Origin of the sequence: Paenibacillus thailandensis (genome assembly GCF_042685365.1) — a bacterium.
Classification (GTDB): Bacteria; Bacillota; Bacilli; order Paenibacillales; family Paenibacillaceae; genus Paenibacillus_AP; species Paenibacillus_AP thailandensis.
The window spans coordinates 126580-139921 of sequence record NZ_JBHUMY010000016.1 but is presented as its reverse complement, the minus strand read 5'-3'; the positions used below and the strand labels follow the sequence as shown (position 1 = coordinate 139921).

Here is a 13342-nt window from a genome sequence, read left to right as displayed (position 1 = left end):
ACAGCCTCCCCGGCCGGGGAGGCTTTTTTACATGTGTTTATATGTAACTTCACCCCCGGCGTCTTGCGGCTGAGAGGTGAGATTCTATCTGCTTTTGCGCGCCGGTTCTATGAGCTGAAAATCTATCATAGATTAATAGCACAAGACGAGGAGGGTTCAGAATGAAACGGAAAAGGCTCATTATGCTGGATTTGTCGCGGGAGAGCAAGAGAATTCGGCAGCTGCTGGCGACCGGACGCATGTTTGTTACGATTTCTCTCTGCTCTATGATTTTTTTCGTTGTCATTGGAGCCGCTAGCATCGTCCAGCGGGAAGCATCGGCGGAGCCGGTGTCCGGTATGAAAGGATTCGCCGCGTCGGTATCGGGCGGTTTTTTTGGACAGATGCTGGGAATGGAGCTTCCTTCCTATGAAACCTCGCAACAAAGCGAGACGTTGTCCGGACATCAGATCGGCAGCTTCGTCATGCGGCTGTTGACGGACATCAATCCAAGCGATCCAAAAAGCTTGCTTGCGAGCCAAATGCCCGGGATGAAAGGGAACGAAGCGTTCCTGATCCGGAAAGGCGAAGGAACGGACGCTTCGGTCGGACCGGAGGACAACGAGCCGATTGTGCCGGACGAGCCTGCGGAATCGGACGAGCCGCAGCCGACCGGCGCGCCGGCCGAAACGGAGAAGCCCGAGCCGACCGCTCCGCCCGGCGAATTAAACGGCGGAAAAGCGGAAACAAAGAAGAATGTCGTGTTTATTTATCATTCCCATAATCAGGAATCTTGGTTCCCGGAGCTGGAAGAAGGTGCGGAAACGGCCGATTCCACAACGACCAACATCACGCTCGTAGGCAAACGGCTGGCCGAGAAGCTGGAGGAGCGCGGCATCGGGACGGTACATTCGGACACCAATTACGCTCAGGCGATCCCCGATTACGATTATGCGTACTCCTATAAATATTCGAAAGCGACGGTCAAGGAAGCGATGGCAAGCGAAAAGTCGCTGAAATATTTTTTTGACATCCACCGGGATTCCAATTCCCGCAAGCATACGACGACGACAATTAACGGAAAAAGCTACGCTCAAGTATATTTCGTCATCGGCCATAAAAATCCGAATTGGGAGCAGAACGAAGCGTTCGCCGCCAAAATTCAGACCGCGCTGGAGAAAAAATATAAAGGATTGTCGAGAGGGATATGGGGCAAGTCGCAAGGGAACGGCGAGTACAACCAGTCGCTTTCGCCCGGAAGCGTGCTGATCGAAATCGGCGGCGTGGACAATACGCTGGAGGAATGCTACCGGACGGCCGACGCGCTTGCCGAAGTGATCGCGGACCTTTATTGGGAAGACGCCGAGGAAGTGATGGGGCCGGCAAGCTGACAAGCCCCGGGGGAATTTAGGGAAGCAGAATTCATGGAAGAAAGGAAGGACAACGATGGTTAAGGATGCGTTCAAGTGGATTGCGGTCGGAGGAGCGCTCGTGTTCGTCGTGTTATACGGCTTGGAAGTGTCCACTTCCGGCATCGAGCGGATTTACGGGCCGATCGAAGGCGCAGCCGCCTCTGCGGTCGGAAGCGAGCCCGCGGGCGCGGAGGAGGAAGAGCGGCAGGCGGAACGGATGGCCGAGACGGACGCGGCTGCAGGCGCAGCCGTGCGGATCGCGGAGCTGGAGAAGGAATTGAAGGAAATAAAGCGGCTGGCGGAGCGGGAAGCGATTGCCGAAGGAATCAAGGTCGAGGAGGACGACTCCCCCGCGATCAACCGGCTGGCGGACGGCACCGCGGATTTGCTGGAGTCGGTTACGACGGGCGGAATCCGGTTCGTCGTATCGCTGTTCGATTCCGTCACGAATTGACCGATAGGCCCGATCCCCTCGCATGTCCGTTGCGCCGCATTGATGGCTACTCCCATTGCTGATATAATAGATGGAATGATGATATTGGATATGTTGGGGGATTGGCATGACAGACGTTCGTGACCGGCAAAAGAAAATAAGAAATTTTTCGATCATAGCGCATATTGACCACGGCAAATCGACATTGGCCGATCGCATCCTGGAATATACGGGCGCGCTGACGTCCCGGGAAATGCAGGATCAAGTGCTCGACCAGATGGATCTGGAACGCGAACGCGGCATTACGATCAAGCTGCAGGCTGTCCGTCTTGCTTACCGCGCCGACGACGGCGAAGAATATATTTTGAATCTGATCGATACCCCGGGGCACGTCGACTTTACGTACGAAGTGTCGCGCAGCCTCGCCGCATGCGAAGGGGCGCTGCTCGTCGTGGACGCGGCCCAAGGCATCGAGGCGCAGACGCTAGCCAACGTTTATTTGGCGCTCGACAACAACTTGGAAATTCTTCCGGTCGTCAACAAAATCGACTTGCCGAGCGCGGAGCCGGACCGGGTGAAGCAGGAAATCGAGGACGTCATCGGCCTTGACGCCGGCGACGCGGTGCTTGCTTCGGCGAAAGCCGGCATCGGCATCAAGGAAATATTGGAGCAGGTCGTGGCGAAGGTGCCGGCGCCGGAAGGGGACCCGGACAAGCCGCTGAAGGCGCTTATTTTCGATTCGCATTACGATCCGTACAAAGGCGTTATCGTGTATGTCCGCGTCATGGACGGAAGCATCAAGTCCGGCCAGAAGATCCGCTTCATGGCGACGGGAGCGGAATTCGAGGTGATTGAGGTCGGCGCGTTCAAGCCGCGCATGACGATCGTCGACGAGCTGGCGGTCGGCGACGTAGGCTTTGTCGTGGCGGGCATTAAAAGCGTCGGCGACACCCGGGTCGGCGATACGATTACGGACGCCAAGAAGCCGGCTCCAGAGCCGCTACCGGGCTACCGCCGCATCAACCCGATGGTATTCTGCGGCCTTTACCCGATCGACACGCAGGATTACAACGACTTGCGCGAGGCGCTGGAGAAGCTGGAACTGAACGACGCTTCGCTGACCTTCGAGCCGGAGACGTCTTCGGCGCTTGGCTTCGGCTTCCGCTGCGGCTTCCTCGGCTTGCTGCATATGGAGATTATTCAGGAGCGGATCGAGCGCGAGTTCAACATTCCGCTCATCACGACGGCGCCAAGCGTTATTTACAAGGTGACGCTTACGAACGGCGAGCAGCTTTCCATCGACAACCCGTCGAACTATCCGGAGTCGGGCAAGCTGGACTACGTCGAGGAGCCGTACGTCAAAGCTTCGATTATCGTGCCTAACGACTTTGTCGGCGCGATTATGGATTTATGCCAGGGCAAACGCGGCGAATTCGTCAATATGGAATATTTGGATACGAACCGCGTGACGCTGAAATACGAAATTCCGCTTTCGGAAATCGTCTACGATTTCTTCGATCAGCTTAAGTCGCGGACGAAAGGATACGCTTCGTTCGACTACGAGCTGTCGGGCTACCGCAGATCGAATCTGGTGAAGATGGACATCTTGCTCAATAACGAGAAGGTCGATGCCTTGTCGGTTATCGTGCACCGCGACCGCGCCTATCAGCGCGGGCGGATCATTTGCGAGAAGCTGAAGGAGCTTATTCCCCGCCAAATGTTCGAAGTGCCCGTGCAAGCGTCCATCGGCACGAAGGTTATCGCGCGCGAGACGGTTAAGGCGATGCGCAAAAACGTCCTCGCCAAATGCTACGGCGGCGACATTTCGCGGAAGCGCAAGCTGCTCGAGAAGCAGAAGGAAGGCAAAAAGCGGATGAAGCAGGTCGGAAGCGTCGAGGTGCCGCAAGAAGCGTTTATGGCGGTATTGAAAATCGACGAAGACTGAGCGCAGCATGATTATAAAGGTGAAGCCGCACGGGTCTCGCTTACGACGGACCGTGCGGTTTCGCCGTTTTCAGCGATAAGGGAGGTCGGGAAAGATGAAAACACCGTTAGCCGTTCAAGCGCCGCGCGCGCTTTACATTCATATCCCGTTTTGCACGAACAAATGCTTTTATTGCGATTTTACGTCCTATGTGCTGAAAGGCCAGCCGGTCGACGATTATTTGGACGCGCTGGAGCGCGAAATGGCGTTGACCGTGCGGAATATGCCGCCGGAGACGATCGACACCGTCTTTGTCGGAGGAGGTACGCCCACCGTATTGACGCCGCCGCAAATGGAGCGGTTTTTGCAAGCGGTGAAACGGCATTTTCCTTTGGCGGACAACGTCGAGTTCACGATGGAAGCGAACCCCGGGACGGTCGATCCGGATAAGCTTGCGGCTATGAAGGAAGGCGGCGTCAACCGGATCAGCTTCGGCGTCCAGTCGTTCGACAACGGGCTGCTGGAGCGAATCGGCCGCATCCATAATACGGACGACGTTTACCGCAGCCTGGAGAACGCCAGGGCGGCAGGCTTTACGAATTTGTCCATCGATCTGATGTTCGGGCTTCCGGATCAAACCGTGGAGCTGCTCGCCCGCAGCGTCGACAAGGCTCTCGAGCTTGATCTGCCCCATTATTCGCTGTACAGCTTAAAGGTGGAGGAGAACACGCTGTTCCATACCATGTACGAGCGCAACGAGCTGCCGCTTCCGGCCGAGGAGGACGAGCTTCAAATGTACTTGCTGCTGATGGAGCGTCTTAAAGGTGCCGGGTACAAACATTATGAAATCAGCAATTTTGCCCGTCCGGGCTATGAAAGCCGCCATAACACGGTATACTGGCGCAACGAGCCGTATTACGGCTTGGGAGCGGGAGCGCACGGCTACGCCGGCCGGCTCCGCCACGTCAACGTGAAAGGCATTCAGCCCTATATCGACAAGAGCAAGGACGGTTACCCGAGGCTGGAGGAGAACGCCGTACCGGAATCGGAAGCGATGGAAGACTTTATGATGGTAGGCTTAAGGCTGCTGGAAGGGGTGCGGGCTGCCGATTTCGCCAAGCAGTTTCCGGGCGAGCGGCTTGAGGACCGGTTCGGGCAAGCGATCGCGGGGCTTATGCAAGGCGGCTTGCTGGAGCGAATCGATATGCAGGACGATACCGTTTACCGTCTGACGGACAAAGGCGTTATTTTCGGCAACGAAGTGTTTGGCGCGTTCATCGGCGAATAAACTCATTCAGACGGTTTCCGAAATGGACGGCGTACAAAGCGAGTCGTTCAAGTTTTATAAAAAAATGGGTGCGCCTACTTGTGCATCGATTCGCCTTGATGTATATTTATTCATATTGCTGAAATGAATATGCAGGGGAACGGGGGCGAGTAGCGGCCATGAAGACGACAAGCAAGCTGGAAGCCGTTTGCAGAAGAGCAAATGAAGACGATATTGAAACGTTGTTTCATTTAATACAGGGTTACGCGCAGAAAGGGATTATGCTCCCGCGATCGAAGGAAGTGCTTGCGAGGCAGATCGATACGTTTGTCGTAGCCGAGGTGGAAGGCGAAGTCGTCGGCTGCGGATCGCTGACGCGGCTCGGTCCCGACTTGGTGGAGATCCGTTCCTTGGGCATGACGGAAGGCTACAAGGGGCTTGGCATCGGAAGCAAGCTGGTGAACCGGTTGATCGAGCTAGCGAAGGAGCAAGCCGTACCGAAAATCATGGCGCTCACTTATGCGGTATCGTTTTTTGAGAAAAACGGGTTTGCCGTTGTCGATAAGGAGATTTTCCCGGAGAAAGTATGGACCGACTGCGTTCATTGCCCGAAGCAGCATGCTTGCGACGAGATTGCGGTATTGAAAACGATCGGCTGAACTTATGTGCTCGGCTATTCTACCGGCGAAGGGGATCCGAACGATTGAGCAGCGCCGGTGTCGTCAACGGCTGCGCGGACGGTGCGCTCCGGCTTCACGACACGATTAAACGCACCGAGGTCGTTTGCGAGTTTTCGATTCCTTTTTGGAACCAACGTGAATACAGGAAGTCCTGCACCCGCCCGCCGGCGGCCGGGGCTTTCTTTTTTTATCCTGAAATCAATGCGGCCGATAAGCGAGGCGGAAAATAGCGAACCGACTTGACAACGGCAAAGGCGGTTTGGTATTTTTGTATTAATGATTAGCACTCGACATGGTTGAGTGCTAACGAGATCCAAGAACAAGCTGTTCATAAATACGGAGGAGGCAGTGAAATGTTGACGGATCGACAACGTATGATTTTGAACGCTATTGTAGATGATTATATCCGCTCTGCCGAGCCGGTCGGTTCGCGCAGCATTTCGAAGCGCGGCGACGTTGCTTTCAGCCCTGCAACCATCCGTAATGAGATGGCGGACTTGGAAGAGCTCGGATTTCTGGAGCAGCCGCACACGTCGGCCGGCCGGGTGCCGTCGACGAAAGGTTACCGTTATTATGTCGATCATCTGGTAAAACTCAATAAGGTCGATGAAAAGGATTTGCAGCTGCTGCGTTCTTTTTTTACGGAGCAAATGACGCAGATGGAGCAGGTTGTGCAGCATACGGCCATGATCATGTCCAACCTGACGAATTATACGTCGATCGTGCTTGGGCCGGAAATGTTCAGTGCGACGCTTAAGCATTTCGGGCTTGTTCCGCTCGACCAGACCTCGGCCGTCGCCATTATCGTGACGAATACGGGGCATGTCGAGAACCGGACGATTACGATTCCGGCCGAGATGAAGATGGAGGATCTGGAGAAGGTCGTCAACATTTTGAACCATAAGCTCGCCGGCGTTCCTTTTGCAAGGCTCAAGTCCAAGCTGTATTCGGAAGTGGGACAGGAGCTCGAGCGTTATGTCGACCACTGCGAGCAGATCATGAAGGCGCTCGACAGCGCCTTGCAGAACGGCGACGAACATCGCGTCTTTATGAGCGGCACGACGAATATGCTGACGCAGCCGGAATTCAAGGACGTGGAGAAAGTGAAGACGATTCTCGATCTGCTGGACGAAACGCCGACGATCATGCGAATGTTCTCTTCGCTTCCTGCCGGCATACAAGTGCGTATCGGAACGGAGAACGATCATGAAGCGATCTCGAATTGCAGCTTGATTACCGCCACCTATGAAGCCGAAGGGCAGACGGTCGGCACGATCGGCATTCTCGGTCCGACGAGAATGGAATACGGCAAAGTCATCAGCCTGCTGGACGTTCTTTCCAAAAAAATGCATGTGCTGCTGGGCCGATGGTATAAATAAGGGCTATTTTAAGGAGGTGAAAAGTGTGAGCACGAAAGAGCAAGAGTATCATGAAGCAGCGGAAGCCGCTCAAGCGGCCGCGGAAGAAGCGGCCGAGGCGAACGCCGCGGAAGCGGCCGTCGAACAAGAGGGCGTCGAGACCGCTGAACAACAACAACCGGAAGATTCCCGTTACGCCGAGCTGGAGAAGCTGGCCGAGGAGAATCAACAGCGTTACTTGCGCGCGCAGGCGGATTTCGACAATTACCGCCGCCGTACGCTGAAAGAAAAAGAAGAGCTTTCCGCTTACGCTTCCATGAAGCTCATTACGCAGCTTCTTCCGATCGTCGACAACTTCGAACGGGCGCTGACGGCAGCGCCGCAAGGCGGAGAATCCGAATCGTTCGTCAAGGGCGTCGACATGATTTTCCGCCAGCTGTCGCAGACGCTGGAGCAAGAAGGGTTGAAGCCGATCCAATCGGTAGGCGAGCCGTTTAACCCGGAATATCATCAGGCGATCATGCAGGTCGAGTCCGAGGAGCACGAAGAAGGCATCGTCGTGGAAGAAGTGCAGAAAGGCTATATGCTGAAGGAGCGCGTATTGCGCCCGGCCATGGTTAAGGTCAGCGGTTAAACATAAACATACAGGCGGAAACGTCGTTCTATCTTCAGGACGGCCCGTTTCGGCGTGAAATAGAAGACGATGGATAAAGCTTGTCCATCCTTATATTTCGAAACAAGCCATTGCGAGGAGGAAAATACATGAGTAAAGTTATCGGTATCGACCTTGGTACTACGAACTCTTGCGTTGCGGTTATGGAAGGCGGCGAAGCCGTCGTTATCCCTAACCCGGAAGGCAACCGCACGACCCCTTCGGTCGTAGGTTTCAAGAAGGACGGCGAGCGGATCGTCGGCGAAACGGCGAAACGCCAAGCGATCACGAACCCGGACCGCACCATCATTTCGATTAAGCGCCATATGGGCACGAACCATAAAGAAGTAATCGACGGCAAAGAATATACGCCGCAAGAAATTTCGGCGATCATCCTGCAAAAGCTGAAAGCCGATGCCGAGGCGTATCTTGGCCAGCCCGTAACGCAGGCGGTTATTACCGTTCCTGCATACTTTAACGACAGCCAGCGCCAAGCGACGAAGGACGCCGGCAAAATCGCGGGGCTGGAAGTGCTTCGCATCGTCAACGAGCCGACGGCCGCGGCGCTCGCTTACGGCTTGGAGAAAGCCGAAGATCAAACGATTCTCGTTTACGACCTCGGCGGCGGTACGTTCGACGTTTCGATTCTGGAGCTGGGCGACGGCTTCTTCGAAGTTAAAGCGACAAGCGGCGACAACCATCTGGGCGGCGACGACTTCGACCAAGTCATTATCGATTATCTCGTGGCCGAGTTCAAAAAAGAGCAAGGCATCGACCTTTCCAAAGACAAAGCGGCCGTTCAACGTCTGAAGGACGCTGCGGAAAAAGCGAAAAAAGAACTTTCCGGCGTCTTGACGACGACGATCTCGCTGCCGTTTATTACGATGGTCGACGGCGTGCCTCAACACTTGGAAGTCAACCTGACCCGCGCGAAATTCGAGGAGCTGTCCGCGCCGCTCGTCGAGCGTACGCTGGGACCGACTCGCCAAGCGCTGAGCGATGCCGGCTTGTCGACGAGCGACATCGACAAAGTCGTGCTTGTCGGCGGTTCGACCCGTATTCCTGCCGTACAGGAAGCGATCAAGAAGCTGACCGGCAAAGAGCCGCATAAAGGCGTGAACCCGGACGAAGTGGTTGCCCTCGGCGCCGCCGTTCAAGCGGGCGTCCTGACCGGCGACGTGAAAGACGTCGTTCTGCTCGACGTTACTCCGCTTTCGCTTGGCATCGAGACGGCCGGCGGCATCTTTACGAAGATGATCGAGCGGAACACGACGATCCCGACAAGCAAATCGCAAATTTTCTCGACCTACGCGGACAATCAGCCTAGCGTCGAAATCCACGTCTTGCAGGGCGAACGCCAAATGGCGGCCGACAACAAGACGCTCGGACGCTTCACGCTGGGAGACATTCCGCTTGCTCCGCGCGGCGTACCGCAAATCGAAGTGACGTTCGATATCGACGCGAACGGTATCGTTAACGTGTCCGCAATGGATAAAGGCACGGGCAAAAGCCAAAAAATTACGATTACTTCGTCGAGCGGCCTGAGCGACGAGGAAATCGAAAAAATGATGAAGGACGCCGAGCTGAACGCCGAGCAGGACCGCAAACGCCGCGAGCTCGTCGAAGCGAAAAACAACGCCGACCAGCTCGTCTACTCGGTAGACAAAACGATCAAGGATCTGGGCGACAAAGTCGACGCAGCCGAAGTCGAAAAAGCGAACGCCGCGAAGGAAAAAGTGAAAGCGGCCGCCGCAACCGACAACCTGGAAGACATCAACAAAGCGGTTGAAGAGCTGACTCAAATCGTACAGCAGCTCTCCGTGAAGCTGTACGAGCAAGCGGCCCAGCAAGGCGGAGCGGCCGAGGGCGCGCAAGACGCCGGCGCCGCCAAAGGCAAGGACAACGTCGTTGACGCCGATTACGAAGTGGTCGACGACAAAAACTAAGCCTTAATAAGGCGAACGTTGAGGGGTCAAAGTCTGGGGCTTCCCGGCTTTGGCCTTCTATTTGTAGATGTGCCATTCGGGCGGGGGTGAGAACTGTTGGCGGAAAAGCGAGATTATTATGAAGTGCTTGGAGTAAGCAAAAACGCGTCGGCTGACGAGATCAAAAAAGCGTATCGGCAGCTTGCGCGGAAATTTCATCCGGACGTAAACAAGGAAGCTGACGCCGAAGAGAAGTTTAAAGAGGTCAAGGAAGCGTACGACGTTCTTAGCGACGACGCCAAAAGAAGCACGTACGACCGGTACGGGCACGTCGACCCGAATCAGGGCATGGGCGGCTTCGGAGGCGGCGCTCAAGATTTCGGCGGCTTCGGCGATATATTCGACATGTTTTTCGGCGGCGGCGGCCGTCGGGATCCTAACGCGCCGCAGCGCGGCAGCGATTTGCAATATACGATGACGATCGAGTTCAAGGAAGCGGCATTCGGCAAAGAGACCGACATTACGATTCCGCGGACGGAAACGTGCGATACTTGCCGCGGCTCCGGCGCCAAGCCGGGCACGAAGCCGGAAACTTGCGGCGTATGCCGTGGAACCGGGCAGCAAGAAGTCGTGCAGAATACGCCGTTCGGCCGGATGGTCAACCGCCGGGCTTGCTCGAGCTGCGGCGGCACCGGACGCGTCATTAAAGAAAAATGCGGCACCTGTCACGGCGCGGGCAAGGTCAAGAAACAGCGCAAAATCAATGTCAAAATTCCGGCCGGCGTGGACGACGGAGCGCAAATCCGTCTCTCCGGCGAAGGCGAATCCGGCAAAAACGGCGGACCGTCGGGCGACTTGTATATTGTTATCCGCGTGAAGCCGCATGAATTTTTTGAACGCGAGGGCGACGATATTTATTGCGAGGTTCCGCTTACGTTCGTTCAAGCGGCGCTTGGCGACGAGATCGAAGTGCCGACGCTGACGGAGAAGGTCAAGCTGAAAATACCGGCCGGCACGCAGACCGGCACCTATTTCCGGCTTAAAGGCAAAGGCGTTCAGAAGCTTCGCGGCTACGGCCAAGGCGATCAGCACGTCAAGGTGACCGTCGTGACGCCGACGAAGCTGACGGAAGAGCAGAAGGAGCTTCTGCGGCAATTCGGCGGCCAAAGCGCCGTAACGTCATCGGCTTATCAAGACGAGCATCATGAGTCCATCTTCGAAAAGATGAAGAAAGCGTTCCGCGGCGAATAGCCCCGGGCGCTTTTTTCATTTTGCGGGCGCCCGCTCCCCTCGGATAAACGAATCCGCCGCTGCGCATGCTAAAAGGCGGACCCATCCGCATATGCGGACCGAAAGGAGGATCTTCGATTATGGCGGACAAGAAAAGGGACATTAAAGTCAATTTCGGCGATTTGCCGGTCGGCATGGAAGAGGATGTCGAATTTTCCGAGGAGTTCGCGGACGAGGACGATATCGAAGCGCAGGAACGGGCTGCAAAGGCCAATGCCCGCGCCATGAACCGCGGCAAACGGTAGGAGGCGTTCGAACGATGGATCAGGTAGAAATACGCGCAACCTTCGACCGCCCTCAGGCGGCCCGCGAAGCTTTATGCAAGCTGCAGGCGCTGCGCGTCACCGATATCGCGGAAATGCCGGAACACGGGCTTCTGACCGCAACCGTCGGAGCGGAAGTGGCGGACCGGGCGCTGCACGTAATTCGGCAGGTTGGCGGCAATACCGATTCGTTGACATAGCGGCAGCATTAACCGATACCCCTCATTCGCGCGGCGAATGGGGGTATCGGCGCTTTCGTTTTGTGCTGGCTCCCGTTCTGGTGTACAATAGTTGTTAGTTTTTAAAAGAAAGAATTTCTAAGTATCACCATTTATAAATGGGCTATATTTCATCCGCGAAACGGAACTTCGCCGGTCGAAGACGGCGAAGCCGTTTACGCTTGTCACTGGAGGAGCATGTTTAATGAAATATTACGAGCTGACGATTCATACGACGGAACAAGCGATCGAGATGGTCTCGAACTTTTTGCACGAGCATGGGGCCGGCGGCGTGACGATCGAGGAATCGGGAACGCTGAACAAAGAGCGGGACACATCGTTTGGGCAATGGTATGAACTGCCGCTTAACGATATACCGGAAGGCCATGCGGTCATTCAAGGATATTTTCCCGAGGAAACGGATATGGACGCGGTTGTCGCGGCCGTTAAGCCGAGAATCGAGGAGCTTCGGGAGTTCGGCATCGATCCGGGCGATTATACGTTTGCGACCAAGCTGGTGGACGACGAGGATTGGGCGAACAACTGGAAGCAATATTTCAAGCCATCCCGCGTGTCCGAGACGCTGACGATCAAGCCGACGTGGGAGGAGTACGAGCCGTCCCCCGGCGAGAAGATCATCGAGCTTGATCCGGGAATGGCGTTCGGGACGGGCACGCACCCGACGACTTCGCTTTGCCTGAAAACGCTGGAATCGTACATAAAGGGCGGCGAGGAAGTTATCGACGTCGGAACCGGATCGGGCATTCTGGCGATCGGCGCCATGAAGCTTGGCGCAAAACGCGTGCTTGCGCTCGACCTCGATCCGATCGCCGTCACGAGCGCTACCGAAAACGTCAAGCTGAACGGACTCGAAAACGATGTCGAGATCAGGCTTAGCGACCTCCTCGGCGTGCTTGACGGGAAAGAGGAGAGGGTAAGCGTTACGGTGCCGGTCGATTTGGTCGTGGCGAACATATTGGCGGAAATTATTTTGCTGTTCGTCGACGACGTATTTAATGCGCTCAAACCGGGGGGCTTCTATATCGCTTCGGGCATCTACTCCGGCAAAGAGGCGCTGGTCGAGGAGAGTCTGCGCAAGTCCGGCTTTGAGATCGCCGAGAAACGCCAGGAGGAGAACTGGAGCGCGATTGTCGCGAGGAAGCCGAAGGTGGGCGGATGAGTCTGGAAAATTTGTTATGGTATCCGCTCGAGGATCTTCCCTTTCTCGTCATCGCGATCGCGATCGCGTTTACGGTGCATGAATTTGCCCACGCGTACAGCGCCTACAAGTTCGGCGACCGGACCGCTTACGATCTAGGGCGGGTGACGCTCAATCCCCGCTCCCACGTGGACGTGCTGGGCACGATTCTCATTCTGATCGCGGGCTTCGGCTGGGCGAAGCCCGTTCCCGTCAATATCGGCCGTTTCAAGCGTCCGCGGCTGATGGGCATAATCGTATCGGCGGTCGGCCCGCTCGCGAATCTGGTCGTCGGCGTATTCGCCATCGTATTGATCCATTTGCTCAGCCAGACCGGTTTGCTTTATGCCGGCTCGGAAGGCGTCTACAAAGCGTTGATTCATTTATGCTATTATTTGTTTTCCATTAATTTAATGCTGTTCGTGTTTAACCTGATCCCGATTCCGCCGCTGGACGGATACCGGATCGTGGCCGATTTGCTGCCGCTCAAATGGCGTTATAAGCTGGAGCAAAACATTCAATGGGGCATTATTTTATTTTTATTGATGGTGTTTATTCCCCAGCTTCGGGCCGTGACCATCGAGCCGATCTTAAGTTTGTCCGTGGACATTATGAGCGGCGTATGGACATTATGCGAAGCGGTTTTCTCGAAACCGATGGATTGGGATAGGTTTGTCATAGATTTTCTGGCTTAAATCGTGCTATGATGAAGGTTGGAATTCGGATAAGGGTGGTTTGTACAA

At 55.5% G+C, this 13342-nt stretch carries 14 protein-coding genes; all 14 read left to right on the top strand.

Annotated elements, in window-relative coordinates; translation table 11 throughout:
• Positions 1-161: 161 nt before the first annotated feature.
• The 14 genes from spoIIP (at position 162) to ACFSW5_RS15545 (ending at position 13294) form a co-directional block, all read left to right on the top strand.
• On the top strand, positions 162-1370 hold the full coding sequence (gene spoIIP, locus ACFSW5_RS15610; protein WP_379274846.1) for a stage II sporulation protein P: 1209 nt from the start codon (positions 162-164) through the stop codon (positions 1368-1370).
• Between the two features lie 55 nt (positions 1371-1425).
• Complete coding sequence (locus ACFSW5_RS15605; protein ID WP_379274844.1) at positions 1426-1845, top strand: hypothetical protein; 420 nt, start codon at positions 1426-1428, stop codon at positions 1843-1845.
• 106 nt (positions 1846-1951) lie between these two features.
• The gene (gene lepA / locus ACFSW5_RS15600; protein ID WP_379274842.1) at positions 1952-3769 is read left to right on the top strand and encodes a translation elongation factor 4; all 1818 of its coding nucleotides are present in this window, start codon (positions 1952-1954) and stop codon (positions 3767-3769) included.
• A gap of 94 nt (positions 3770-3863) precedes the next feature.
• Positions 3864-5036, top strand: a complete 1173-nt coding sequence (hemW, locus tag ACFSW5_RS15595) for a radical SAM family heme chaperone HemW (RefSeq protein ID WP_379274839.1) — start codon at positions 3864-3866, stop codon at positions 5034-5036.
• A gap of 158 nt (positions 5037-5194) precedes the next feature.
• Positions 5195-5674, top strand: a complete 480-nt coding sequence (locus ACFSW5_RS15590) for an N-acetyltransferase (RefSeq protein ID WP_379274836.1) — start codon at positions 5195-5197, stop codon at positions 5672-5674.
• A 44-nt stretch (positions 5675-5718) separates the two neighbouring features.
• Positions 5719-5925: a hypothetical protein gene (locus tag ACFSW5_RS15585; protein WP_379274834.1), complete on the top strand. Its 207-nt coding sequence runs from the start codon at positions 5719-5721 to the stop codon at positions 5923-5925.
• A 123-nt stretch (positions 5926-6048) separates the two neighbouring features.
• Positions 6049-7074, top strand: a complete 1026-nt coding sequence (hrcA, locus tag ACFSW5_RS15580) for a heat-inducible transcriptional repressor HrcA (protein WP_379274831.1) — start codon at positions 6049-6051, stop codon at positions 7072-7074.
• 25 nt (positions 7075-7099) lie between these two features.
• The gene (grpE, locus tag ACFSW5_RS15575; RefSeq protein ID WP_379274829.1) at positions 7100-7687 is read left to right on the top strand and encodes a nucleotide exchange factor GrpE; all 588 of its coding nucleotides are present in this window, start codon (positions 7100-7102) and stop codon (positions 7685-7687) included.
• 128 nt (positions 7688-7815) lie between these two features.
• Complete coding sequence (dnaK, locus tag ACFSW5_RS15570) at positions 7816-9651, top strand: molecular chaperone DnaK (protein ID WP_379274827.1); 1836 nt, start codon at positions 7816-7818, stop codon at positions 9649-9651.
• A gap of 96 nt (positions 9652-9747) precedes the next feature.
• Complete coding sequence (gene dnaJ, locus ACFSW5_RS15565; protein ID WP_379274824.1) at positions 9748-10881, top strand: molecular chaperone DnaJ; 1134 nt, start codon at positions 9748-9750, stop codon at positions 10879-10881.
• Positions 10882-11000: 119 nt separating this feature from the next.
• Complete coding sequence (locus tag ACFSW5_RS15560; protein WP_379274822.1) at positions 11001-11165, top strand: YfhD family protein; 165 nt, start codon at positions 11001-11003, stop codon at positions 11163-11165.
• 14 nt (positions 11166-11179) lie between these two features.
• Positions 11180-11383, top strand: a complete 204-nt coding sequence (locus ACFSW5_RS15555; RefSeq protein WP_379274820.1) for a hypothetical protein — start codon at positions 11180-11182, stop codon at positions 11381-11383.
• Positions 11384-11606: 223 nt separating this feature from the next.
• On the top strand, positions 11607-12581 hold the full coding sequence (gene prmA, locus ACFSW5_RS15550; protein ID WP_379274818.1) for a 50S ribosomal protein L11 methyltransferase: 975 nt from the start codon (positions 11607-11609) through the stop codon (positions 12579-12581).
• Positions 12578-13294: a site-2 protease family protein gene (locus tag ACFSW5_RS15545; protein WP_379274815.1), complete on the top strand. Its 717-nt coding sequence runs from the start codon at positions 12578-12580 to the stop codon at positions 13292-13294. The genes prmA and ACFSW5_RS15545 overlap by 4 nt, the downstream gene beginning before the upstream one ends.
• Positions 13295-13342 lie beyond the last annotated feature (48 nt).

What these genes read in the sequence shown, in the direction of transcription:
- spoIIP (WP_379274846.1), top strand. Translation starts at nt 162, where the DNA reads ATGAAACGGAAAAGGCTCATTATGCTGGATTTGTCGCGGGAGAGCAAG.
- ACFSW5_RS15605 (WP_379274844.1), top strand. Translation starts at nt 1,426, where the DNA reads ATGGTTAAGGATGCGTTCAAGTGGATTGCGGTCGGAGGAGCGCTCGTG.
- lepA (WP_379274842.1), top strand. Translation starts at nt 1,952, where the DNA reads ATGACAGACGTTCGTGACCGGCAAAAGAAAATAAGAAATTTTTCGATC.
- hemW (WP_379274839.1), top strand. Translation starts at nt 3,864, where the DNA reads ATGAAAACACCGTTAGCCGTTCAAGCGCCGCGCGCGCTTTACATTCAT.
- ACFSW5_RS15590 (WP_379274836.1), top strand. Translation starts at nt 5,195, where the DNA reads ATGAAGACGACAAGCAAGCTGGAAGCCGTTTGCAGAAGAGCAAATGAA.
- hrcA (WP_379274831.1), top strand. Translation starts at nt 6,049, where the DNA reads ATGTTGACGGATCGACAACGTATGATTTTGAACGCTATTGTAGATGAT.
- dnaK (WP_379274827.1), top strand. Translation starts at nt 7,816, where the DNA reads ATGAGTAAAGTTATCGGTATCGACCTTGGTACTACGAACTCTTGCGTT.
- ACFSW5_RS15560 (WP_379274822.1), top strand. Translation starts at nt 11,001, where the DNA reads ATGGCGGACAAGAAAAGGGACATTAAAGTCAATTTCGGCGATTTGCCG.
- ACFSW5_RS15555 (WP_379274820.1), top strand. Translation starts at nt 11,180, where the DNA reads ATGGATCAGGTAGAAATACGCGCAACCTTCGACCGCCCTCAGGCGGCC.
- prmA (WP_379274818.1), top strand. Translation starts at nt 11,607, where the DNA reads ATGAAATATTACGAGCTGACGATTCATACGACGGAACAAGCGATCGAG.
- ACFSW5_RS15545 (WP_379274815.1), top strand. Translation starts at nt 12,578, where the DNA reads ATGAGTCTGGAAAATTTGTTATGGTATCCGCTCGAGGATCTTCCCTTT.